Annotated in this window: 24 protein-coding genes; 9 read left to right on the plus strand and 15 right to left on the minus strand. The window is 68.2% G+C overall.

Annotated features, from left to right (window positions below):
• Window positions 1-72 precede the first annotated feature (72 nt).
• The 3 genes from K7G19_RS04285 to K7G19_RS04295 are packed head-to-tail and all read right to left on the minus strand — an operon-like array spanning window position 73 to window position 3,400.
• Window positions 73-1,008 carry a c-type cytochrome gene (locus K7G19_RS04285; RefSeq protein WP_226105974.1) on the minus strand — a complete coding sequence of 312 codons (936 nt, stop codon included), beginning with the start codon at window positions 1,006-1,008 and terminating at the stop codon, window positions 73-75.
• Window positions 1,005-2,774, minus strand: coding sequence for a GMC family oxidoreductase (locus K7G19_RS04290; RefSeq protein WP_226105975.1), 1,770 nt, complete (start codon window positions 2,772-2,774; stop codon window positions 1,005-1,007). The genes K7G19_RS04285 and K7G19_RS04290 overlap by 4 nt, the downstream gene beginning before the upstream one ends.
• Complete coding sequence (locus tag K7G19_RS04295; protein WP_370639476.1) at window positions 2,771-3,400, minus strand: gluconate 2-dehydrogenase subunit 3 family protein; 630 nt, start codon at window positions 3,398-3,400, stop codon at window positions 2,771-2,773. The genes K7G19_RS04290 and K7G19_RS04295 overlap by 4 nt, the downstream gene beginning before the upstream one ends.
• On the opposite strand from K7G19_RS04295, the gene K7G19_RS04300 reads away from it, so the two are divergent.
• Complete coding sequence (locus K7G19_RS04300) at window positions 3,390-3,656, plus strand: hypothetical protein (protein ID WP_223819729.1); 267 nt, start codon at window positions 3,390-3,392, stop codon at window positions 3,654-3,656. The genes K7G19_RS04295 and K7G19_RS04300 overlap by 11 nt on opposite strands.
• 70 nt (window positions 3,657-3,726) lie before the next feature.
• Entirely contained in the window at window positions 3,727-4,140 is a 414-nt protein-coding gene (locus tag K7G19_RS04305) for a hypothetical protein (protein ID WP_226105976.1), read from the plus strand.
• Window positions 4,141-4,425: 285 nt separating this feature from the next.
• Here K7G19_RS04305 and K7G19_RS04310 read toward each other — a convergent pair whose 3' ends face one another.
• Window positions 4,426-5,271 (minus strand): oxidoreductase, encoded by an 846-nt coding sequence (locus K7G19_RS04310; protein ID WP_226105977.1) that lies wholly within the window; start codon window positions 5,269-5,271, stop codon window positions 4,426-4,428.
• Between the two features lie 419 nt (window positions 5,272-5,690).
• Between K7G19_RS04310 and K7G19_RS04315 the strand changes: the two genes are divergently transcribed.
• Together K7G19_RS04315 and K7G19_RS04320 are read left to right on the plus strand one after the other, a co-directional pair.
• Entirely contained in the window at window positions 5,691-6,779 is a 1,089-nt protein-coding gene (locus K7G19_RS04315; RefSeq protein WP_226105978.1) for an AraC family transcriptional regulator, read from the plus strand.
• 365 nt (window positions 6,780-7,144) lie between these two features.
• A complete protein-coding gene (locus K7G19_RS04320; RefSeq protein WP_226105979.1) occupies window positions 7,145-7,900 on the plus strand; it encodes an SDR family NAD(P)-dependent oxidoreductase in 756 nt (251 codons plus the stop codon).
• 34 nt (window positions 7,901-7,934) lie between these two features.
• Here the strand turns inward: K7G19_RS04320 and K7G19_RS04325 are convergent, their stop codons facing one another.
• The 6 genes from K7G19_RS04325 to K7G19_RS04350 all read right to left on the minus strand — a co-directional run bounded on the left by K7G19_RS04325 (window position 7,935) and on the right by K7G19_RS04350 (window position 13,601).
• On the minus strand, window positions 7,935-9,314 hold the full coding sequence (locus tag K7G19_RS04325) for a type II toxin-antitoxin system HipA family toxin (protein WP_149316143.1): 1,380 nt from the start codon (window positions 9,312-9,314) through the stop codon (window positions 7,935-7,937).
• Window positions 9,315-9,325: 11 nt separating this feature from the next.
• Entirely contained in the window at window positions 9,326-9,607 is a 282-nt protein-coding gene (locus K7G19_RS04330; RefSeq protein WP_187829061.1) for a helix-turn-helix domain-containing protein, read from the minus strand.
• Window positions 9,608-9,845: 238 nt separating this feature from the next.
• The gene (locus K7G19_RS04335; protein WP_226105981.1) at window positions 9,846-10,211 is read right to left on the minus strand and encodes a hypothetical protein; all 366 of its coding nucleotides are present in this window, start codon (window positions 10,209-10,211) and stop codon (window positions 9,846-9,848) included.
• Window positions 10,212-10,363: 152 nt separating this feature from the next.
• Window positions 10,364-11,314, minus strand: coding sequence for a tripartite tricarboxylate transporter substrate binding protein (locus K7G19_RS04340; RefSeq protein ID WP_226106322.1), 951 nt, complete (start codon window positions 11,312-11,314; stop codon window positions 10,364-10,366).
• A 182-nt stretch (window positions 11,315-11,496) separates the two neighbouring features.
• Window positions 11,497-12,783 (minus strand): alkyl sulfatase dimerization domain-containing protein, encoded by a 1,287-nt coding sequence (locus tag K7G19_RS04345; RefSeq protein WP_226105983.1) that lies wholly within the window; start codon window positions 12,781-12,783, stop codon window positions 11,497-11,499.
• Between the two features lie 101 nt (window positions 12,784-12,884).
• Complete coding sequence (locus tag K7G19_RS04350) at window positions 12,885-13,601, minus strand: TetR family transcriptional regulator (protein ID WP_226105985.1); 717 nt, start codon at window positions 13,599-13,601, stop codon at window positions 12,885-12,887.
• Between the two features lie 246 nt (window positions 13,602-13,847).
• Between K7G19_RS04350 and K7G19_RS04355 the strand changes: the two genes are divergently transcribed.
• Both K7G19_RS04355 and K7G19_RS04360 read left to right on the plus strand, forming a co-directional pair.
• Window positions 13,848-15,002, plus strand: a complete 1,155-nt coding sequence (locus K7G19_RS04355; protein ID WP_150083772.1) for a porin — start codon at window positions 13,848-13,850, stop codon at window positions 15,000-15,002.
• Window positions 15,003-15,010: 8 nt separating this feature from the next.
• Window positions 15,011-16,360: a DUF1254 domain-containing protein gene (locus K7G19_RS04360; protein ID WP_226105987.1), complete on the plus strand. Its 1,350-nt coding sequence runs from the start codon at window positions 15,011-15,013 to the stop codon at window positions 16,358-16,360.
• Window positions 16,361-16,396: 36 nt separating this feature from the next.
• Here K7G19_RS04360 and K7G19_RS04365 read toward each other — a convergent pair whose 3' ends face one another.
• The 3 genes from K7G19_RS04365 to K7G19_RS04375 form a co-directional block, all read right to left on the minus strand.
• Complete coding sequence (locus K7G19_RS04365; protein ID WP_226106324.1) at window positions 16,397-16,888, minus strand: GAF domain-containing protein; 492 nt, start codon at window positions 16,886-16,888, stop codon at window positions 16,397-16,399.
• 146 nt (window positions 16,889-17,034) lie between these two features.
• On the minus strand, window positions 17,035-18,012 hold the full coding sequence (locus tag K7G19_RS04370; RefSeq protein ID WP_149316149.1) for a tripartite tricarboxylate transporter substrate binding protein: 978 nt from the start codon (window positions 18,010-18,012) through the stop codon (window positions 17,035-17,037).
• A gap of 158 nt (window positions 18,013-18,170) precedes the next feature.
• The gene (locus K7G19_RS04375; RefSeq protein WP_226105989.1) at window positions 18,171-20,000 is read right to left on the minus strand and encodes a gamma-glutamyltransferase family protein; all 1,830 of its coding nucleotides are present in this window, start codon (window positions 19,998-20,000) and stop codon (window positions 18,171-18,173) included.
• 244 nt (window positions 20,001-20,244) lie between these two features.
• Between K7G19_RS04375 and K7G19_RS04380 the strand changes: the two genes are divergently transcribed.
• The gene (locus K7G19_RS04380; RefSeq protein ID WP_150083770.1) at window positions 20,245-21,186 is read left to right on the plus strand and encodes a LysR family transcriptional regulator; all 942 of its coding nucleotides are present in this window, start codon (window positions 20,245-20,247) and stop codon (window positions 21,184-21,186) included.
• Between the two features lie 131 nt (window positions 21,187-21,317).
• Here K7G19_RS04380 and K7G19_RS04385 read toward each other — a convergent pair whose 3' ends face one another.
• Both K7G19_RS04385 and K7G19_RS04390 read right to left on the minus strand, forming a co-directional pair.
• A complete protein-coding gene (locus K7G19_RS04385; protein WP_149316152.1) occupies window positions 21,318-21,725 on the minus strand; it encodes a VOC family protein in 408 nt (135 codons plus the stop codon).
• A gap of 123 nt (window positions 21,726-21,848) precedes the next feature.
• Entirely contained in the window at window positions 21,849-22,295 is a 447-nt protein-coding gene (locus tag K7G19_RS04390; RefSeq protein WP_149316153.1) for a VOC family protein, read from the minus strand.
• Between K7G19_RS04390 and K7G19_RS04395 the strand changes: the two genes are divergently transcribed.
• Together K7G19_RS04395 and K7G19_RS04400 are read left to right on the plus strand one after the other, a co-directional pair.
• The gene (locus K7G19_RS04395; RefSeq protein ID WP_226105991.1) at window positions 22,281-22,466 is read left to right on the plus strand and encodes a hypothetical protein; all 186 of its coding nucleotides are present in this window, start codon (window positions 22,281-22,283) and stop codon (window positions 22,464-22,466) included. The genes K7G19_RS04390 and K7G19_RS04395 overlap by 15 nt on opposite strands.
• A gap of 121 nt (window positions 22,467-22,587) precedes the next feature.
• Complete coding sequence (locus K7G19_RS04400) at window positions 22,588-23,031, plus strand: fumarate hydratase (RefSeq protein ID WP_226105994.1); 444 nt, start codon at window positions 22,588-22,590, stop codon at window positions 23,029-23,031.
• Window positions 23,032-23,260: the final 229 nt, after the last annotated feature.

Here is a 23,260-nt window from a genome sequence, read left to right on the forward strand (position 1 = left end):
CGCTCCTTCGTCACCGCACCTTCGCTGCGGACCGCTGCCCTGGCAGCGCCGCAGCAACGCGCCGGCGGCGCCCTAGCGCGCCCCGCCCTGCGCGTAGAAATTCGCCAGCGCGCGGGCGTCCGCTTCGCCCAGCCGCTGCGCGATGCCGCGCATCGCCCCATCGTCGTCGTTGTGGCGGCTGCCGGTGCGGAACGCATCGAGCTGCTTGGCCAGATAATCCGCGGGCTGCCCCGTCAGGCGCGGCAACAGGAAGCCCTGTCCCTCGCCTTCCACGCCATGGCAATTGGCGCAGGCCGGCAGCGCGCGCCCGTTGTCGCCGGACGCATGCAGCGTCAGGGCCGCCGATTGGCCATCTTCGGCCAGCGTCAAAGACGGTGCAGGCTGGGCCGCGTAGTAGCGGGCCACCGCCGCCACCTCGTCGTCCTTGAGCGCCTTGGCGATCGGCGCCATCACCGGATCGACGCGCCGGCCCTCGCGATAGTCGAACAGCTGCTTGGCCAGATACTCGGCGGGCATGCCGACCAGCGACGGAAACGCGCCGGCCGGCACCGCGGCGCCCGCCGCTCCCGGGGAGCCTCCCGTGGCATGGCACGACACGCAGGCCATCGCCCCGGCGCCATTGCCGCTCGCGGCGATCGTCGCGCCGCGCTTGTCGGCGTTCTTGTCCTCGCTGTTGCCGGCCTCCTTGCCCGCGTCCTTGCTGGCCGCGAGCAACGCCCGCGACCACGCCGGTTCCTTCGGCAGGAAATCGGTCGAGCGCCGCACCGCCGCCTCGCTTGCCGCAGCCGCCGGGCCGGCCGGCGCCGATGCCGCGCCGGGCGCCGAAGCCTGGCCCGTTGCGCCGGGGGACGACGACGCCTGGCGCGGCTGCGGCCTCGGCGCAAACAGATCGGGCCAGACCTGGAACAGCAGCCCATACAGCGGAAAGGCGCCGATGCCGATCACCATGGCGCCCACCCACCACGTCGCGCGGCCGCGCTCCGCTTCCACTTCGTTCGGCGTGTTCATGTGATCAGCTTCCCTGGCGCCTTGACGTAGTCGCGCTTGACCGCGTCAACGATCCAGTACGCGGTGGCGCCGACCGTTCCGGTCGGGTTGTAGTTCGAGTTCTGCGGAAACAGGCAGGCCCCGGTGACGAACACATTGGGCACGTCCCAGCATTGGCCGAAGCGGTTGACCACGCTGTTGGAGGGATCGCTGCCCATCGCCGCGCCGCCGTTCAGGTGCGTCGACTGATAGCTGGTCGCGGTGAATGGCCGCTGGCGCGGCCCGGGCTCGGTGGCGACTACCCCGCGCATCGCCTTGCCGATCTGGTCGCCCTTCGCGGTCAGGAACGCCGACAGCTTGATGTCATTGTCCGGCAGGTCGTAGGTGATGCGCAGCAGCGGCTGTCCCCAGGCATCGCGATAGGTCGGATCCAGCGACAGATAGCCGCCGCGCGTGGGCATCGCCGAGCCGGTGATGGTGATCGACGCCGAATGGTTGTAGTAGCGGCGCACCGCCTTCTTCCATTCGCTGCCCCAGGCCGGCGTGCCCTTCGGCGTCGGGTGGTAGCCAATCGGCGCGCCGCTGACCACCTGGATCTGGATATAGCCGCCGCCGACGAAACCGAGCGGCCCGTGATCGAAGTTGTCGGCGCTGAAATCGTCGATCGTCACGGCCGCCGCGCCCGCGCCCATGAAGGGGTTGATATGGGTCCGTTCGTCGAAGAACAGGTTGACGCCCGAGGTGGTCTGGTGCGTGTAGTTGCGGCCCACCACGCCCTGGCCCGTGGCCGGGTCGTAGGGCTTGCCGATGCCCGACAGCAACAACAGCCGCACGTTGTGCACGCTGAACGCGCACAGGAACACCATGTCGGCGGGCTGGAAGAACTCCTGCCCGCTGCCATCGACATAGGTGACGCCGCGCGCGAGCTTGCGGTCCTTGTCGAGCTCGACGCGCAGCACCTGCGCCCCGGTGCGCAGCGCGAAGGTATCGAGCTTCATCGCGGCCGGCAGGATGCAGACCTGCGGGGAGGCCTTGGCGAAATGCTCGCAGCCGAAGTTCGAGCAGAATCCGCAGTAGACGCAGGCGCTCATCGGCAGCCCTTCGGTATTGACATAGGGCCGCGTCGACAGCGCCGAGGGCTGGATATAGGGGTGATAGCCCAGCTTGGCGGCCGCCTCGCCGAACAGCGCCGAGGCGTGCGCGACCTTCATCGGCGGATTCGGATACGGCCGCGAGCGCCACGGCTCGAAAGGATTGCCGCCCGGCTGCACCTTGCCCTTCAGGTTGCCGGCATAGCCCGAGGCGCCGATCAGATAGTCGAAGCGGTCGTAGTACGGCTCGAGCTCGTCGTAGCTCAAAGGCCAGTCCTGCGCGGTCAGGTCCGCCGCGAAGATGCCCTTGCCGTAGCGGCGCTCGTAATGGCTGCGCAGCTTGAAGTCGGTCGGATCGAAACGATAGTAGGCGCCGGACCAGTGATTGCCCGAGCCGCCCAGGTGCGTGCCCGGGTAGGCGAACTGCCAGCGCCGCATCGGCAGGGCGGTCTGGCTGGTGTTGTTGCGGAAGGTGAAGGTCTCGGTGGCGGTGTTCTGATGCAGCGCGTGCCGCCGCGTATAGCGCAGTTCGTCATGCACCGTCGGCGCCTGGAAGTCCGGAGAGGGCCACCGCGGCTCGCCGCGTTCGAGCATCACCACGCGATGTCCGGCGGCGGCCAGTTCCTTGCCGATGACCGAACCCGTCCAGCCGCCGCCGACGATCACGGCATCGACACGATCGAGGGTCTTGCTCATGGCCGCCCTCCCTTCGGTGCCGATGCGCCCTTTGCCGGCGACGATGCGTGCGAGCCGCCATGACCGGCGCCGTGCATGGTCCCATGCCCGGCGGCGCGCGCCATCGCGATCGACATCGGCGGCCGCACATAGGCCACGCCATGGCGCTCGATATCGTTGGAGTAGCTGGCATAGACGCCGGGGAAACCGACCAGCTTCCAGCCCGCCATATTGCGATTGCCGCCATGGATCGGATCGCCGAAGAAGCCCTCCATGGTGCCGTCGAGCAGCATCTGGAAGAAGACCTTGCCGGGCAGCGTGCCCAGTTCGATCTCGCCCTTCTCCAGCGCCGTCAGCAAGGCATCCTGTTCACGCGGCTGCAACTGCGAAAACGGCTTGCCGCCATGCCGCTTCGCGCTGACCTCGTCGATCGCGGCCAAACCCGTACGAAAGGCCTGCGCGGGCGTCAGCGCGAGCTGATAGCCCTGCTCCGGTGTGCCGGCCTGGAAGGGTCCATGACGATAGAAATGGTCCCCGCCGCCCCAGGCCCCAGCCAGCTGCCGATCGAGAAAATCGGTCACGCCCGCCTCTCGTGCGCCCGGCCCCAGTTCGTCGTTCGGAATCAACCGGGAAACGATGGCATCCACGGTAATTCTTTCGCGCGCATTGAAAAAATGGGACACGCCACCCGGATTGGCCGCCGCCGCGCTGGCGGGGCCCGGCGGCGCCGCCAGCGCACTATCGCCGACCAGTCCCGTTGCGGCGGCTCCGGCCGGCAACCCGGCCCCGAGGGCTTTCAAAAGCGTGCGCCGCATGGGCGTGAAGGGTTTCGTCATCGCTGCGCTCCTCGAAAAACCGCAGTCGATGCAAGAAGCGTGGCAAGACCACGCCGGGATCACCTGATATGGCGCATCCGCGCCCCTGGTACGGCCGTTGCCTTCGTCCGATGGGGGATGACTATAGGAGCCATACCATGACGAAGCGAAACTGGATTTCCGTTGCAACCTTGAGCGTCGCCATGCTGGGCGGCCTGGTGGCCGGCTGTAACCGCGGCGGCGACGATGCCGCCACTACCGACAGCAGCGCGGCAAGCGCGCCGATGGGCCCCGTCCCGAGCGACACCACCGGCAGCGCGGGTACCGGCACGGGCACGGGTACCACCGGCACTGGCACTGGCACCACCGGTTCGACCGGCACCAGCGGCACCACGGGCACCACTGGCTCGGCCGACACCACCACCGGCACCGCCGGATCGGGCACCACCGGCGCCACCGGCACCACGGGTACCGGCACTGCTGGCTCGACGGGTACGGGCACGGGCACCGGCGCCGCCGCGGGCTCGGGCGGCAGCACCGATACGCGCACCGGCGCAAGCGCACCGCAGTAAGTTCCGCAGCAAGCCCTGAACGCTGGCGGACCCGCCGGCAACCCTTCCCCCTCTCTCCTCGGCCCCTCTCCTGCTCGCGGGAGAGGGGCGTTCGTTCGTGCTCGGGGCGCGTGGGCCGTGCGTTGGTGATCGGTGCGTTGGTGATCGGTGCGTTGGTGATCGGTGCGTTGGTGATCGCTGCGTTGGCGATCGCTGCGTCGTCGAGGCGGCCGCACCACGTCACCCCGCATCGCCACGCCGCCTGGGCGTGGGCAGCATGATCGGTCGAGGCCGCAAGCGCCGTCCCTACGCCGCCTGGGCCGCATGATCGGTCGAGGCCGACAGCGCCTTCCATTGCTCGAGCTCGGCGCGCGCGGCATCGAGCTTGCCACCGATATAGCCGAGCGCATCGGTGCCGGCCGCGAAGCGCAACGGCGCCTGCGGCACGGCGGCCAGCTCGACGATGGCCCGCGCCAGCTTGTCCGGGTCGCCAGGCTGCCGGTGGCTGTAGTCGTCATAGCCGCCGCGCAATGCCGCCGATGCCGACACGTAGTCGGGAATGGCCTCGGCCCCGTAGCGTACCGACGAGCCGTCGAGGAAATCGGTGCGGAAGAAGCCCGGCTGCACGATGGTGACCTGGATGCCGAAGCGCGCCACCTCCAGCGCCAGCGACTCGGAGAAGCCCTCGACCGCGAACTTGGCCGCGCAGTAGATCGACGCGCCTTCGAAGCCGACCATGCCGCCGATCGACGACAGATTGAAGATGCGGCCGGCGCGCTGGCGCCGCATCACGGGCAGCACCGCGCGGGTCACGTGCAGGGTGCCGTGGACGTTGGTGTCGAACTGCTTCAGTACATCGTCGGCGCTGTTCTCCTCGAACATGCCCAGCTGGCCGTAGCCCGCGTTATTGACCAGCACGTCGATGCGGCCGAAGGTCGCCACGGCGCGGTCCACCGCGTCGCGCGCCTGCGCCGGGTCGGTGACGTCGAGGCGCAAGGCCAGCAGACGCTCGCCGTGCCCCGGCAATGCCTGCTCGATGCGCAGCGGATCGCGTCCGGTCGCGACGACGTTGTCGCCGGCATCCAGTGCCGCCCTGGCGATGCACGCGCCGATGCCGCGCGCCGCGCCGGTAATGAACCAGGTCCTGTTCATGCTGAACTCCCGAAGTGTGGATCGATGGACTGTCGGCCTTGCCGGTGTACCGCAATGGCGCACGGCGACGACATGCGGCCATGGTAGGCAGCGTGCGCGGGCGCCCGTTAGACCAAAACTCGGCAGCGCTTGCCTGATTCTCCAGAGCGGTGCGTTGGCGCCGTCCTGCGCTCCCGCGGGCCCTTGTCCGCGCGCTACACTTGCGCGCATACCGGCCTTGCCCCTGTTCCTGGCCTCCAAATGGCGCCTGCGCTAACTGCACAGCACGATGATGCAGCGGGCGTAGAGCGATTCGACGCCTTCATCCCGCGCCTGCCTGGCCACCGCTTCTGACGACCATGTCCATCCCCTTCGATCCAATGCCAACGTCGCCACGACCACACGAGCCCGAGCATGCCCGCCGCCAGCGTGAAGAACGCATGGCCGCACTGATCGGCCGCCTCGCGCCGGCGGAGGGATATACGATGTCCGCGCTCGACGCGGTCAAGTTCCTGCGTGCCAACGGCCCGCTGCCGCGCACGCCGGTGCTCTACGATCCCTGCATCATCGTGCTGTGCAGCGGGCGCAAGCGGGGGTTCTTCGCGGGGCGCGAGTTCGTCTACGACGCCCAGCATTTCCTGGTGCTGTCGCTGCCGATTCCCTTCGAGTCGCAGACCGAGGCCTCGCCGGAGGACCCGATGCTGGCGATCTCGATCCGCGTGGACCTGGGTGTGCTGGCCGAGCTGGCGTTGTCCGTGCCGGCATCGGCGTTGGCATCATCGGGGTTGGGGACACCCGCAGCGTCGGCGTCGGCGTCGGCGTCGGCGTCGGCATCGGCATCGGCATCGGCATCGGCATCGGCATCGGCGTCGGCATCGACATCGGTGCCGGCATCGGGGTCCGGATCGGCGTTGGAGTTGGCGTCCCGGTCTGGTGCGGCGCCGGCGCCGGAACCCGAGGACGCGAGACCCGCCGAGGTAGCAGGCATCCAGTCGACGCCGCTCGACGACCGGCTCGGCGACGCCGTGGTACGCCTGCTCGAAGCGCTGACCTCGGACATGGAGGCCGCGGTGCTGGGCCCAGCGATCCTGCGCGAAATCTATTTCCGCGTGCTATGCGGCCCCCAGGGCGCGGCGCTGCGCGCGTCGCTCGCCTACCAGAGCAACTTCGGCCGCATCGGCAAGGCGCTGCGAATGATCCATGCCGGCTACGACCAACCGCTGTCGGTCGACACGCTCGCCAGCGCGGCGGCGATGAGCGTGGCGGCCTTCCACGCGGCCTTCAAGTCGGTCACTGGCACCTCGCCGCTGCAGTACATCAAGGCCACGCGGCTGCACAAGGCCCGCATGCTGATGATCCAGCAGGGCATGAATGCGTCCGTGGCGGCCAGCCGCGTCGGCTATGAAAGCCCGTCGCAGTTCAGCCGGGAATTCAAGCGGTTCTTCGGCCGCAGCCCGATCGACGAGGCCCGCGTGATGAAGGAAGCGATGGCGCTGCGCACGCGCGTGGATTGGGCGCGCGCCGCCTGAGCGCTTGCGCCCGGCGGCTGCGGCGCTCGCAGCGCCGGCAGCGCCTGCGGCGTTCGCGCGCAGCGGAACGGTCGCAATTGAGCGGTCGCAATTGCACGGTGCCATTGAACGGTGCCATTGAACGGTGCAATTGAGCGGTCGCAACTGAAGGCCGCAACTGAACGGCCGCGGCGGAGGGCCCGCGCCGCGGGTCAAGAGAATCAGGCAAGCCCGCCCGAGTATTCGGCATGGGCTTGCGCGCCCCGCCTTCGTACAGTGATGGCAAGCGATGGCATCGAGCGCCGAGCGGCGTTTTCCCGGGGAAATGCCGCATCGAACGCGCGCCGTCGCGAATCATCCCACCTTCACTGTACGGAGTACCAATCATGACTGCACAGCAAGACCAGCGCGACCTGGAAGGCCGCGTCGCCATCGTGACCGGCGCGGCGGGCGGCGTAGGACGCGCGACCGTCGAACTGCTCCACCGCCGCGGCGCGCGCGTGGTGGCCGAGGACATCAAGGACGCGGTCACCGAACTGGAGATCGACGGCGAGATCGTTGCCCTCACCGGCGACGTGTCGCAGGAAGCCACCGCACGCGCGGCCGTGGACACGGCGATGGCGCGCTTCGGCCGGCTCGACATCCTGGTCAATAACGCGGCCCGCATCATCAACCGCACGGTCGCCGAGATGACCGTCGACGAATGGGACCAGATCCTCGCGATCAACGCGCGCGGCATGTTCGTGCATGCCCGCGAAGCGCTGCGCGCGATGATCCCGGCCCAGCGCGGCGTCATCGTCAACGTCGGCTCCTACGCCAGCGTGGTCGCGCTGCCGACCATCGGGGCCTATGCGGCGTCCAAGGGCGCGGTGGCACAGCTGACACGGGTACTGGCGGCGGAAAACGGCCAGCATGGCATCCACGTCAATGCGGTGGGTCCGGGCGATATCGTGACCGGCATTCTGGACGACCAGATGCCCAACGGCCGCGAGTTCCTGGCCGAGCACGGCAAGAACAACCTGCTCGGGCGCGCGGCCCAGCCCGAGGAAATCGCCGAGGTGATCGCCTTCCTGGCGTCGGACAAGGCCAGCTTCGTCACCGGGGCGCTGGTGATGGCGGATGGGGGGCATACCGCGGTTTGAGCGAGCCATGCCGGCGGCGCGGCGGTACGGCGCGTCAAACCTGCGAAGGCTCGTGCCGCCGCATCAGGGACTGGACCAGCGGGTGACCCTGGAAATGCTCCAGCAACCTTGTCTTCTGCGGATCCGTCAGCAGCGAATCCTGGATCATGGCTGGCCAGCGAGCCGCCGCTGCCGCAACGGTATGACGGATCGCCGCCGCTGCCGGCTTCTCCGGGATGCCCAGCTCGGCGCAGAATCGCCGGAGAACGGCCGGCCCAATGCCTGGCTTGGCAGCCTTGCCCTGCCGCGCGTCGCTCACCGACATGCGCGGCTTCTCGTTCAGAGCGGGAGGCAGGATGTGCAGCGCATGCCCGGTACGGCGGTTGTACGCGGAATAGCCGACGATGTCGTAGGCCGGCGGCAATTCCGGCGTGCGACCGTCGGGATAGTAGATGCCAATGTTCTTCAAGTGCATGTCGGGATTGCCCAGCATCTCGTTGACGACGATGCGCCGCAGCAGTTCATGCACGGCCGACTCGCCGAGCGACGGGAATTCCATCATCACGCCCGCCACATCGAGATAGCTTGCGCCAAGGTACTTCTGCTCTGGCATGACTTCGAGAATCTGCGCGAAGTCTTCGCAATGAATCCGCCCTTGCGGCGTGCGGTCATAGCGAATCACAGCGAGGAAATTGGTGCGGCTGTCGGCATCGCCAAGATCGTAACCATGCTCCACCGCCAGGGCCTCCAACGGGGCCAGGTGCGCTTCGGTGACATTGACTCCGGCTGCGCCGGCAAGCCGCAGCGACAGTTCCTCCAGCTCGGGCAACAGCGGCTGCCCGACTACCGGCAGCTTGGCGATGATGTGGGTGTCCTGCATCTTGGTCCGGCCCACATATCGCCCGCCCTGCCGGATGACGCCCACCTTCGGCTGCACCCCTGACAGCGAGACGCCGTCGTCCATCGGGTCGGCGGTCACCGACATTTCGACCGAGTCGGCATCCTGCGTGACATAGTGAGCCAGCTCGTCGCGCGTCAGTTCAAGAGGCCGCGCGTGGACGTTGCCCGGCAAATCCTTGCCGCAGGCCGCGAGCATCTCGAAATGGTCCTTCGGGTCGCAACCACGCTGCGCGGCGACATGATCGCGGAAAACGCCTTCGGGCAGCAGGTTCTGGAAGAACGCGGGCAGCAGCCAGCCATTGGAAGGGCTGAAGCGTCCGTTGAATAACGTTGAGCCGACGTCGGCCCACAGCGCCCGCTGCGCTTCGCGTTCGCGGGCCAGCATCGACAGGGAAACCACCGGCGCATCGCGCATGGCGGCAAATGCCTCGTCGGCCACGAAGCGATTGACGACCTGAGCATCGCCGAGCGCGTACTGGAACAGCACGCCTGCCCGAACCTTGCCGATGAAGATACCGACTGCTTTGACGTTCATGAATTGCCTGCCTAGGACTTGTCAGCTTCCGTCTTGCGCGCCGCAAGACGCTCCCGCGCCGCCTGCACACGAGTCTTGACCGCGGGCGCTGTCGGCGTGAACGCGCCGTCCTGAGCCAGGCCGGCTGCCGCGCCCTTCGGCACGATGGCCAGTTCGTAGCCAAGGCGATCGAGCACAGCGAGCAATGTCGTGACTTTATAGTCATCTTCTCCGCTCAGCATGGAGGTAACCGTGCGGCGCGACAGACCGGTCCGCGCCCCGAGCTCGCTCTGCGTCAGCGAGAGCGCCTTCATGCGGGTTCGGAGCAGCGCGGCGATGTCAGGCAATGATCGCATGGTACTAAAGTAGTATATTCTCGAAAAATCATACTTTATTGCTCACTCGACGTCAAAAAAATGAGCAGCAAAGTAGGATAACTGGGCTTTATCCTACTTTACTGCTCACTCCGGCGAGCGCCTCGGTGTCGCCAGCCAATGGCTGGCCTGGCATCAGAAGCAGGTGCCGCCAGGCACCGCCGTACGAAGCTCGGCCTCACCCGCCGATATGCGGCCGATCCGACTGCATTCGGTCGCCTTGTTCATCCGGCGGCGATACCTGCTCGTTCATCACCTCGTTCGGGGTGGGGGCGGGCTTGTCGACGGGTTTTGCGCCGGGCTTGCCGCCCTGCTGGCCCTGCTGGCCCTGCTGGCCCTGCTGGCCCTGTTGGCTTTCCTTGCCCTGCCTGCCCTGTTCCGCCTGCTTGGCGCTACCGGCCGGGTTGCTTTCCGACGGTAGCGTATCGGCCTGGGCGGCCGGGTTCTGCCCACGTTCCTGCGACAGCGGGCCCTTCTCCGGTGTCAGCGACTCGACGGACTGCGGGGCCACGGGGTTCGGAATCCCTGAAGATTTGTCCTTCATGCGCATCTCCGTTTGCAATGGGTAGCGGGTCGGGCCTGCAGCACGCCGCGACAGCGTGGCGCTGCGCCCCCTCCCATGGCGGACGCAAGACACATACCCGGACACACGCCCGGACACATACCCGGACACATGCCCGCCCCATGCGTGCGGATTCAGTCCACCGTCACCCCATTGGCCCGGATGATCTCGCCCCATACCTTGATGTCATCGCGGATCGTCGCCGCGAACGCCTCGCTGGTCTTTGCCCGCGGATTGGCCATGTTCATCAGCGCGAAGCGCTCGCGGATCTGCGGGTCGCCCAGCATGCCGTTGATCTCGGCGTTGAGCCGCTTGACGATCGGCGCGGGCGTGCCGGCGGGCGCAAACAGGCCGTACCAGCTGTTGGTATCGAATGGATAGCCCTGCTCGCGCATGGTTGGCACCTCGGGCGATACGGCGCCGCGGCGGCTGCCGCTGATCGCCAGCGCGCGGATCTTGCCGGAGCGGATCAGCGGCAGCGACGACGAGGTATCGACGAAGGCCACCTTGATCATGCCGCCCTGCAGATCGTTCAGCACCTGTCCGACCGCCTTGTAAGGGACGTGGCGCATGCGCAGGCCGGCCTGCATCTTCAGCGCCTCCATGGTCAGGTGTCCGCCCGAGCCGATGCCCCAGGAGCCGTAGTCATAGGCATCGGGCCTGGCCTTCACGGCCGCGACGAACTCGCGCAGATTGCGTGCGGGGAAATCCGGTGTGACCACCAGGAAGTTGCCGCCCTCGCCCACCTGGGCCACCGGCGCCAGATCGCGCAGCGCGTCGTAGGGCAGCTTCGGCTGCAGCGTATGGTTGATAACGATCGACGCCGCATAGGTGAACAGCAGCGTATAGCCATCGGGCGCGGCCTTGGCCACGGCATCGACGCCGATGATGCCGGTCGCGCCGGGCTTGTTGTCCACCACCACGGTCTGCCCCAGCCGCTTGCCCAGCCGTTCGGCGATCACGCGCGCGAACAGGTCGGTGCCGCTGCCGGCCGAGGACGCGACCACCAGCCGGATCGGCCGCGACGGCCATGTATCGCTGGCCCATGCGGGCCCGGTGGCGAGCGGCGCGGCCACCAGGGCCATCAGTGCCAGCAGCGTTTGCCGCCGGCGGTCCGGCGACGCGAATGCACTGGCGCTACCGTTCGCGCTCTTGTCCGCGCTCTTGTCCGCCTCTTTATCCGCCCTCTTGTGCGCTCCCTTGTCTCCGCTCTCGTACGCGCTCTCGCAGGCGCTCTTCCTGTCGATCGACATCGTCCGTCCTCTCCTTATCGTTGGCTGAACGGGTGGCGCTCACCGCGTTCGATGCTGTCGGCGCAGGCCTGATAGAGACTGCGCGATACATAGCTGGCCACCTGGCGCGAACGCTGGCGCAGCCACCCGGCCTTCAATTCGCGCGCCTGCCGCAGCGTCGGCGCATCGCCCGGCGCGCCGGCAAGCACGTCGATCACGTGCAGGGCCAGCTGGATCTCCCCCTTGTTGGCGAGCCCCTGCGCATGGCGGATCAGCGCGTCGTGATCGCTGACCGCCTCGGCGATCTGCGCGGCGGCCTGCTCCGGCGGCGCCGGATGCAGCGAGGTCGCGTTGCGGTCCCACCAGCCGTTTTCCGCGCGGTAGATATCGCGCGCGATATAGCTGGGATCGCCGTAGCTCGGCCGCATCCAGGGCTTGCCGAACAACTCCTCGGGATAGCGCAGCGCCGCCAGCATCTCGCGCTCGTCCATGCCCTGGTTGATCAGCCGGATCACCTCGTCGTGCAGCCAGTGCAGCGCGCCTGCGGTGTGGCGCAGCACCTCGACCGCCTGCGCGCCGCACAGGTCGGCGCCGAACTCGCGCACCACGCGCTCGGGCTCGAGCGCGGCCAGGTTCTCCAGCGTGCGGGCCCAGCGCGGCGCATCGCGGAGCGTGCGCAGCGGCGTGCCGATGTTCGGGATCGAGTCGATCACGGCCGGGCCGCCGTACAGGATGCGCGATTCGGGCAGCCAGACCGCGAGCGCGTCGTCGGTCTCCGACGGCGCCCACAGCAGCTCGGCGCGGCGCGGTCCGGTGCCGATGGTCAGCCCCTGCGCGAAGGTTTCGGTCGGCGCATGCTGGCTCAGCTTGCCGGCCAGGCGTCCACGCGGCTGGCGGAACTGCACCTCGGCCAGCGCCTCCTGCAGCGGCATGGTGGCGCGGTAGCGCGCCTGCCGGGGCAGCACGTTGGCATGGGCGATCACGCGCGGCGCGGGGTCGCCGCGCTCGGCGCAATGCGCCAGCCACAGCGGCAGCCCGCTGTTGTAGCCGAGATGGCCGTGGCTGAAGACGATGGCGGCGATGGGCAACGGGGTCACGCTGCGCAGTGCGTCGATCATGCCGCGCGTAATGGCGCCGCCAGGACCGGCATCGACCAGCAGCAGCGCATCGCCATCGGCGGCGCCGGACTGCGTGGCGGTCTGCGTGGTGATCTGCGCGACGAAGGACTGGCCTTGGCCGTGCAGCTTCCAGACACCCGGGGCGACGGCCTCGACCCCGTCGCCGGTGGCCAGCGCGGCGGGGCGCGCTTCGAATTCCTGCATGCGAACGACTCCTGTGACAGAACGAAGGACGAGCGCCGCCCTGCTCCGCCGGGGAGCGTCATCGTGGGCAACGCCAGGGGAAAAAAGACCGGTAGGACCGGCTAGCGCCGGCCGACGCGGGAACTGACCGGCGCGCTCAGGCTGGCCGCGCAGCAGTCGATCAGTTCGGCCAGCGGCGGCTCGCCGCCGCGGCGGCCCTGGTCGCGATACCAGTGCGCCAGCGAATAGACCACGGTGTCGTTGAACCAGGTCAGCCGCAGGTTCATGACCTCGCGCGGTATCTCGGGGCACAGCGCGAACACCAGCTTGCGCACGCGCACCAGCGCCGAGACCGCGTCGCGTTCGACCAGCCCCTTCTTCAGCAGGTTGGGACTGAACGTGGTCTGCGCCAGCACCTGCAGGTAGTGCCGGCCCCAGTCGGTATCGCGCACCGTGTCGGCCAGCGGCAGGATGGTGCACTCGACCACCGCGTGCAGATCGTTATCGCGGCCCTCGGCCGCCAGCCGGTCCAGATAGCGATGGCGAATCACGTTGATCTGGTGCAGCCGCCGGTTCAGCAGATGGCTGACCAGCGCCTCGCGCGAGCCGAAGTGGTAGTGCAGCGCCGAGCGGTTGCGCTGGCCGCTCTCCAGCACGATCCGGCGCAGCGGCACCTGCTCGACGCCATGCTCGGCGAACAGGCGCTCCGCGATCTCCAGCATCCTGGCAGCGGTGCCCGGCACGGCGGCCTCTTCCTCGGCAACCGGCGCCGCCACCTTGCGCCGTCCCGCCGTCTCGGTGTCCTCGCCGATCACCGAGCGAATCTGTTTGAGCTTCATGCGTGCGATCCGCAATGTCCCCGCGACCATCGCGAGGTTCGCTGTCAGCATAGACGCGTCGCGCCGTTCTAATACTAGGGATTAACCCGAGAAATCGAACGTCCTCATGACGCGAACGTGCGCCTCGGGGTAATCCCCAGATTTTCGAATCGCCATGCGGCGCTATGGTGTTCCGGACCCGCGTAATACCACGTATTAAACGCTGCGGGCCACGAAGAACATCGCAAGACACGGAGGAGACACGGCATGAAGGGATGGTGGATCACGGCGGCGGCCGCCGGCCTGATGGCGCAGGGCGCGCATGCGCAATCGTCGGTGACCTTGTATGGCGTGGTCACCGCCAGCCTGCAGTACGTCAACAACTCGCAGAACGTCAGCGGCGGCGTGCTGGCGCCGGGCAGCGGCTCGCGCACGATGCTCAATTCGTCGGGCATCGCGCAGTCGCGCTTCGGCCTGCGCGGCACCGAGGAACTCGGTGGCGGCGTGCAGGCGCTGTTCGTGCTGGAGAACCAGTTCAACACCGACAACGGGCAGATGGGGCAGAACGCGATCTTCGGCCGGCAGGCCTTCGTCGGCCTGAAGAACGAGCTGGGCCGCATCACCTTCGGCCGGCAGTACACCTCGTCGTTCCTGGCACTGGGCAGCTTCACGCCGGTGGCCTACGCCCCCGAGTTCGAGCCGGTGGTCGGCATGGCCGGGCCGAACTTCCGCGAGAACAACATGGTCCAGTACCACGGCAAGTTCGGACCCTTGTCGCTGCACACGCACTGGTCGTTCGGCGAGCGCACCGGCAGCCTCGCCGCCGGCTCGGCCTACGGCATCGGCGTGTCGTACTACACCAACGGCTTCGGCGTGGCGGCGGCCTACGACGAGGTCAAGACGCTCAATGCCGCGCAGGCGTCCGGCGCCTCCGGCTCCAGCGACTACGGCCGCGACATGCGCGCCTTCCTGGCCGGCAGCTACGAGATCGGCGCGTTCAAGTTCGTCGCCGGCTACCGCTGGGGCAACTCGGTGGCGCCCGGCGAGGGCACGCCCACGCTGCTGCCGCACCGCGACGACATGTACTGGGCCGGCGTGCACTGGCAGACCACACCCGCGCTGCGCCTGAGCCTGGCCTACTACTACGACGACATCAAGCGGGCCGATATCGGCGGCGCCAGCGTCAATCCGGTCAATCCGCAGCAATACCTGGCGCTGGCCGACTATCGGCTGACCAAGCGCACCGATGTGTTCGCCGGCGTGATGTACGCGCGCAATGCCTCGCTGAACTGGGACAACATCGGCTATCTGCCCAACGGCCAGTCGGTCGGCTACGCGCCGGCCACCTCGCAGGTCTATTACAAGCGGCCCGATGCCAAGGGACAACTCGGCATCTCGCTGGGCATCCGCACCATCTTCTAGCAGCCACGATGCAAGCCATGGAAAACACCACCACCGATCCCGCCCTCGCCGCGCGCCTGCGCGAGGCCTTCATCTATACCTTCCCGGTGCACGATCTCGCCCAGGTGCGCTGGCAGATCACGCAGAACCCGCAGAACCGCAACCGCGTGCCCGTCAACGGCCTGCTGCATTACCGCCGGTTGCTGGACCATCGCGCCCGCACCGTGACGCAGCCCAACAACGACACGCTGTATTCGCTGTCGTACCTGGCCTTGCACGGCGGACCGATGCTGCTGCGGCTGCCGGACATGGGCGAGCGCTACTACAGCGTGGCGCTGCTGGACATCTTCACCAACAACTTCGCCTGCATCGGCAATCGCACGACCGGCTCGGAGGCCGCCGAATTCCTGCTGGCTGGGCCCGACTGGTCCGGCGACGCGCCAGCCGGCGCGCGGCTGATCCGCTGTCCCAGCAACGATGTCTGGCTGCTCGCCCGGCTGCTGGTCGATGGCGAGCACGACCTGCCGGCGGTGCATGCCTTGCAGGATGCGATCCGGCTTGAGCCGGTGGGATCGCGAGTTGGAACGCAAGTTGGATCGCAAGAAGGACCGCAAGACACCGGCGGCAGCGGCCTGCTGGAGACCGTGCCCGACGAGGCCGATCCGGCCAGCTATCTGGATCTGGTCAATGAGGTGCTGGGCCGCAATCCGGTGCCGGACGACGAACGCGAGCTGGTGGCGAGTTTTGCCGAAGTCGGCATCCGCCCCGGGCATCGCCATGCCTACGGCGACCTGCCGACGCCGATCCAGCAGGCCTGGCGCGCGATGCTGCCGGCGCTGCGCAAGGAACTGGCGCGCACGCCGGGCTTCGGCAATGGCAGCGAATCGGGTCCGTGGCAATCGGGCCCGGACCATCTGGGCAATTTCGGCAAGGACTACACCTATCGCGCCCATGTATCGCTGATCGGCCTGGGCGCGCTGGAACGCGCCGAGGCCATCTACGCCACCTGCGTCAACGATGCGGCCGGCGAACGGCTGGACGGTGCGCGGGCCTACCGGCTGCATATCCCGCCGGCGATGCCGGTCGACGCGTTCTGGTCGCTGTCGATGTACGAGTTCGCGCCCGACGGCCGGCGCTTCTTCACCGAGAATCCGATCGGCCGCTATACCATCGGCGACCGCACGCCGGGACTGCTGGTCAATGCCGATGGCAGCATCGACCTGTGGCTGCAACATGCGCGGCCCGAGCCGGCACGCGAGGCCAACTGGCTGCCGGCGCCGGCCGGCCGCTTCTCGCTGACCTTGCGCTATTACCACCCGCGCGAGGCGCTGCTGTCGCGGCGCTTCCAGCAGCCGGCGCCGGAGCCGATCGAGACCTGACCCGCGTCGCGCGCCGGCTGAGCCTGCCGACCGAGACTAGCCTCCGTCCCGCGCGGGCCCTGTCTGACGCGCGTGGCATTGCGCCACGGCCGGCGCGGCCAGATCGGCGAGCCGGCGCAGCGTCTCGACCTCGTCGGCCTGCCACGCCGACCTCGGGCTGAGGTAGTTGAACGTGCCGATGCAGCGACCCCGCTCGCCGATCGGTACATTGACCACTGCCCTCAGCCCGAGCGCGCGGATCGTTGCGATATCGTCGAACACCTCGGCCAGCGCCGCGTCGCCTTCGCCGACGAAGACTTCGGTGCGCTCCAGCAGCTGCCGCGTCCACGGCGTATCGCCCTTGCGCTTGCTGCCGCCGACCGGATAGGCAGCGGGATCGCTGGACCATTGGCGCACCACTTCCCGGGTGTCCGGGCGCCACAGATTGATCGTCAGCAGGCCGGGGCCGAGCAGCGCCAGCGTGGCGTCCCCGACCGCGTCGAAGAGCGCGGCGCCGTGTTCGGCCTGGCCTGGCGCGGCCCGATGCAGGGCCTCATGCTCGGCTCGATGCACGGCCTCATGCTCGACTTCAAGCGCGGACTCCAGCGCAGCCGCCTGCTTCGCGGTCAATCGTTGCCGCAGCGCAGCCAGGGCCGCCAGCGCGGCGTCCTGCGGATTGGATGCTTCGCTCACGCTCACTCCGCGCTGATCTTCAGGTCGCGGATCAGCTTGCCGTAGCGGTCGGCATCGCGGCGCAGCACCTGGCCGAACTGCTGCGGCGTCGACGTGGTCGTCTCCACGCCGATCGCGTCCATCTTTGCCTTGACCTCGGGCAGCTGCATCACCTTGTTGATCTCGGCATTCAGGCGCGTCACCAGCGCCGGCGGCATGCCGGCCGGGCCGAAGGCGCCATACCAGACCGCCAGCTCGTAGCCCGGCACGGTCTCGGCGACGGTCGGCACATTGGGCAGCAGCGGCGAGCGCCTGGCCTCGGTGACGGCCAGCAGCTTCAGCTTGTTGGCCTTGACGTGCGGCAGCGTCTGCGTGCCGGCCGAGAACAGCAGCTGGGTCTGGCCCGCGACCGTGTCGACCACGGCAGGCGCCCCGCCCTTGTACGGCACGTGCAGCATCTCCACGCCGGCCATCTTCTCGAACAGCACCGCGCTCAGATGGTTGGTCGAACCTGGACCGGCGCTGGCGTAGGCCAGCTTGCCGGGATTGGCGCGCGCGTAGGCGATCAGTTCCTTGACGTTGTTGGCCGGCACCGACGGGTGGACCACCATCGTGTTGGTGACGTAGGCCAGCAGGCCCAGCGGCGTGAAATCCTCGACGCCGCGGAACGGCATGTTCGGCATCAGCGCCGGGTTCATCGCATGCGTGCTCATCGAGCCGATCAGCAGCGTATAGCCGTCCGGCTTGGCGCGCGCGACCATGGCCGAGCCGATATTGCCCGATGCGCCTGGCTTGTTGTCGACGATGACCGGCTGCCCCAGCGAGCGCGTCAGGCGTTCGGACAGCACCCGCGCCAGGATATCGGTCGAACCGCCCGGCGCCCACGGCACCACCAGCGTGATCGGCTTGGTCGGATAGTCCTGCGCCGCCGCGGCGCCTGCGGCGCAGCACAGCGCCAGCGCGGCCACCCCGCGCAGCCAGCTTCGAATCGTCGTCTTCATGGTCGTTTTCCCCCGTTTGTCATGCCGGACGCACCGCGCGGCCGGTCTGTCGTTCTGTCGTTCTGTCGTTCTGCTGGTCTGCTGGCCTGGCGCTCTGCCGTTCCATCGTGCCGTGACATATCGGCGCCTGCACGGGCCATGCCGCGGCATCCCCACTCTCAGCGTCCCACCGCATAGCCCTGCATGCCGCGCGGATTCGCACCGGCGCGCAGCACCAGCCGGCCCTTGCCGTCGCGCTCGCGCGAACACGCCGACATCCGTCCCTCCGACCACGGCTCGCCGATGCGCAGCTCGTGGCCGGCATCGCGCAGCGCGTCCAGCGTCGCCTGCGGAAAGCGCGACTCGATGCTGAGCCGGTTCAGCACCGTCTGGCGCGGCCAAAACGAGCCGGGGAAGTGGTCGATGTGCCAGGCCGGCGCGTCGATCGCCTGTTGCAGATTCATGCCGTGCACCGCGTGGCGCATGAAGAAGGCCAGCGACCATTGGTCCTGCTGGTCGCCGCCCGGCGTGCCGAACACCATATAGGGCTCCCCGTCGCGCAAGGCCAGCGACGGCGACAGCGTGGTGCAGGGCCGCTTGCCCGGCGCCAGCGAATTGGGCAGGCCCGGCTCGAGCCAGGTCATCTGCAGGCGCGTATTGAGGGCGAAGCCCAGCGCCGGAATGGTGGGGCTCGACGACAGCCAGCCGCCGGACGGCGTCGCCGCGACCATATTGCCGTCGCGGTCGATCACGTCGAGATGACAGGTGTCGCCGACGAAGATCTCCTTCTCGGCCCATTGCTGCACCGGCGGCAGCGCGGCGAAGGTCGGTTCGCCGACGCCGAAGCGCGTATCGGCGCTGGCCAGCGTGCGCTCGGCCGCGTCGAGATCGGGCAGGCGGGGTGCGCGGCCGTCGACGGTGCCGGCCCGCATCTCGCGCGATGCCTGCGCGCCGATCAGCTGCGCGCGCGATCGCAGATAGTCGGCATCGAGCAGGCCCTGCGCCGGCACGTCGGCAAAGCGCGGATCGCCGTACCACGCGAGGCGGTCGGCCATCGCCAGCTTGGCCGCCTCGGCGATCCGATGGACGAAGCCCGGCGACGTCGGTTCGTGCGCCTCCAATCCGGCGTGCCGCAGCATGCCGAGCTGCTGCAGGAAGGCGGGGCCCTGGCTCCAGACGCCGCACTTGGCGACCGTATAGCGGCCGAAATCCAGCGTCAGCGGCGCTTCGACCTCGGGCTGCCAGGACGCCATGTCCTCGTAGCGCAGCAGGCCGCGATGGCGCTCGCCGGTGGTGTCTCGCACCTGCTGCGTGCGGCAATAGGTATCGATCTCGCGCGCGACGAAGCCGCGGTACCAGCAGTCGAGCGCGGCATCGATCTGCTTCTCGCGGGTGGCGCCGGCCGCGTGCGCCTCTTCGACGATGCGCTGGTAGGTGCGCGCCAGCGCGGGCGTGGCATGCAGCGAGCCCGGTGACGGCACGCGGCCATCGACCAGCCACACGTCGGCCGAATCGCGCCATTCGCGCTGGAACAGTTCGCGCACCGCCAGGATCGCCTGCGAAATACGCGGCACCAGCGGAAAGCCGTCGCGCGCATAGGCGATCGCGGGCGCCAGCACTTCGGCCAGAGACCACGTGCCGTAGTCGCGCAGCATGGTCAGCCACGCGCCGAATGCGCCGGGCACGGTGGCGGGCAGCAGGCCGATGCCGGGCATCAGTTCCAGTCCCATCGCGCGCATCGCGGCCGGGTCGGCCAGCGCGGGGGCCGGACCCTGGCCGCAGATCGAGCGCACGGCGCGCTCGCGTTCGCTCCACAGCAGGATCGGCGCCTCGCCGCCGGGGCCGTTCAGATGCGGCTCGACCACCTGCAGCACAAACCCGCCGGCCACCGCCGCGTCGAAGGCATTGCCGCCGCGCTCGAGCACGCCCATCGCGGTCTGCGAGGCGAGCCAGTGGGTCGACGAGACGACGCCGAAGGTACCGACGATTTCCGGGCGGGTGGTGAACATGCTGGTTTCCGAAGGCGATCTGGGTGGGTGGGATGGGGCAAGCGATGGGGCAAGTATAGGAAGATCGAATAACCAGAACGCACGATTGCTTTATTCTTCCATTCCGGATTGGTTATACGACTGGCGCGTGACCGGCTGCGTGACCGGCTGCGTGACCGGTTTCTCGACCGGCTGCGCGACTGATCGCGCGACTCCCGGAAACCCGCCCTTCGCCATCCTTCGCCCCCTCCTTCGTCCCTTTGCCATGCCTGCCTTCGCCGACCGCCTGCAGCACAACCTGATATCCCGCCTGCGCCTGAAGCAGCTGTCGTTGCTGCTGGCATTGGAGCGGCATCGCTCGCTGTCGCGCGCGGCCGCCGAGCTGAACCTGAGCCAGCCGGCGGTGACCAAGGCGCTGCGCGAGATCGAGGAGATCTTCCTGACGCCGCTGTTTCATCGGTCACGCGCGGGCCTGGAAGCCACCGAGACCGGTGCCGCCGTGCTCGCGTATGCGCGGCTCGCGCTGGCGGACGCGCGGGCGCTCGGCGACGAACTGGCGGTACTCGATGCGGGACTCGGCGGGCGGCTGCGCATCGGCGTGATTCCGTTCATCGCGCCGGCGGTGCTGGACGCGGCTTGCTCGCATGCCCTGAGCCAGCAGCCGCGCATCGCGGTGCTGGTGCGCGAGGGGACCACCGACGAACTGGTCAGCGCCCTGCGCGCGCACGAGGTCGATTGCGTGATCGCGCGCTCGTTCTATGCCGCGGGGGAAGACATCGTGCAGGTGCCGCTGTATCGCGAGGAGCCGACGCTGGTGGTGCCGACGCGCGCCGCGGCGCGGCTCTCGCGCGGCGCGCTCGACTGGGCGCGGCTGGCCACGCTGGACTGGATCATGCCGCCGCCGCAGACGCCGACCCGCCGCACCATCAATACGATGTTCGCGACCGCGGGCGTGGCGCCGCCGCTGCCGCTGGTGGAAACCTATTCGATCAAGACCATCGCCACGCTGCTGCGCACGCAGCCGCGCGCGATCACGATCGTGCCGCGCGCGGTTGCGGTCGAACTGGCCAATGGCGGGGGCGCGGCCCTGCTGCCCCATGCCTTGCGCTGGGACCTCCCGCCCGTGGAGGCGATGTGGCTGCGCCGCGCGCAGCACAGCGGGCCGCTGATGGCGCTGGTGACGGCGCTGCAGGCGGCGAGCGGTTGAAGCGGTCGCCAACGGTCATCGCCCACTCATCCTTGCCGTCTGTCAGGGCCTGTCGTCCCCGCGAAAGCGGAAGCCCGGCCGCTTTCCGGGACGCTGGAATTCCCGCCCTCGCGGGAACGACATGCTGACGACTACGACTGCTGCGCCGCCTCCGGCTGCATGTAGAACACCTCCCACAGATGGCCGTCGAGGTCTTCATAGCCGTGCTGGTACATGAAGCCGTAGTCCTTCGGCTCGTTCGGCGTGCGCGCGCCCGCCGCGACGGCCTTCGACACCATGTCGTCGACCGCGGCGCGGCTGTCCATCGACAGCGCCAGAATGACTTCGGTGCTGCTGCCGGTATCGCAGATCGCCTTGCCGGTGAAGGTCTTGAAGAAGTCCTCGACCAGCAGCATCACGTAGATCTGGTCCGACACGATCATGCAGGTGGCATTGCGGTCGGTGAATTTGGGATCGAAGCGATAGCCGAGCCGCGTAAAAAAATCGACCGAGCGGTCGAGGTCCTTGACGGGCAGGTTGACGAAAATCTGGGTCGCCATCGAGGTGTCTCCTGGTTTTGCAATGGTTCTGAATATGGTGTTGGAAATGGCGCAGAGGGTAATGGCACGGGTTCCGGAACCGGATTCCGGATCCGGAAAACTGGCGGATTCAATCGTCCGCGCCTACGACGTACTGACCCACGGATCATAACTGCCGATCGTCCACAGATGGCCTTCGAGATCGAAGCAGCTGAAATCGCGGCCGCCATAATCCTGGTCCTTCAACTCGAGCACGATCTGCGCGCCCGCCGCCTTGGCGCGCGCGAATACCGCGTCGGGATCGGGCACGACCAGATAAATGCTCTGGGTCTGTCCGCCGCCGACTTCGTCCGGCTGGCGCATCAGCTTGCCATACGGCGAATCGAGCACCGAGCCCAGCATCACCATGCCCTTGCCGTAATTGAGTTGCGCATGCGCGATGGTGCCGTCGTCGTTCTCGACCACCAGATGCCGCGTGAAACCGAAGGTATCGCACAGCCATGCAATTGCGGACGGCGCATCGCGATAACGCAGGCACGGAATGGCGGTACTGCCGGTGCTGCCGGCGGCGCCGGAATGGGTATCGGTCATCTCAATCGCTCCTTGCGCGGCGGCATCGGCGCATCATCGGTTCGAAAATCGTCGGTGCCGAAATCGTCGGTGCCGAAATCGTCGGTGCGAAATCACCGCTTCGACGTCACCGATTTGAAACCGGATCGCCCCGCGCCGCGAACGGCGGGCGCCGCGCGGCAAATCCCCTAGGCAGCATAGACGATCGCATCGCGCGCAAAAGCGCCACACGATGCGACGAGAACGTTTCTTCGTACACGTGTGACCGGTTATACTCCGCGCTCCATAAACCACATTTCGGGTATATAGAACAATGGCCGTTGCCAACAAGAAAAGCGCGCCGCGCGCAGTGAAGTCCGCCAAGCCGGCGGCACCGACCAAGAAGGCCAGCGTGCTGGCACGCGAAGCGCAAGCCGCGAAGAAGCGCCTGCTGAAGCTGCGCGCCGACACGAAGAAGGCGATCGACGCCGCCAAGCGCGAAGTCGCGCAGGCTGTCGCCGCCGCCAAGCTGGCACTGCAGGCCGAGAAGCAGGCCGCGAAGGACAAGCTGGCCGCGCAGAAGGAAAAGGCGAAGGCAGCGAAGGCCGCCAAGTCGGCGAAGAAGCCGGCCGGCGCCAAGACCGCCGCGCCGAAGAAGGCCGCCGCACCGAAGGCCGCCAAGCCCGCCGCCAAGGTCGTCAAGGCACCGAAGAAGGCCGCACCGAAGGCCGCTGCAAAGACGAAGCCGGCTGCCGGCGTCGTCGCCAAGGCTGCCTGAGCGCCGCCGCCCCTGCTGCCATGCCCTCGCTCGAGGGCTGCATCACGGCACCGCGGCGATCGTCCGATCGCGCGGTGCCGACCCTCCCGCCGAGGGGCTACCGATTTGGGGGTAGCCAAGGCCGGCCCGATGTGCCGATAATCTGCTTTCTTCCGGCATCACTTTCTTGCGTTAAATCACTTTGCGTAAATCGCTTGCGCTCATCGCAGTGAGCCTTGGCGGCGCTTTT

Source organism: Cupriavidus sp. DB3 (assembly GCF_020418465.1).
Classification (GTDB): domain Bacteria; phylum Pseudomonadota; class Gammaproteobacteria; order Burkholderiales; family Burkholderiaceae; genus Cupriavidus; species Cupriavidus cauae.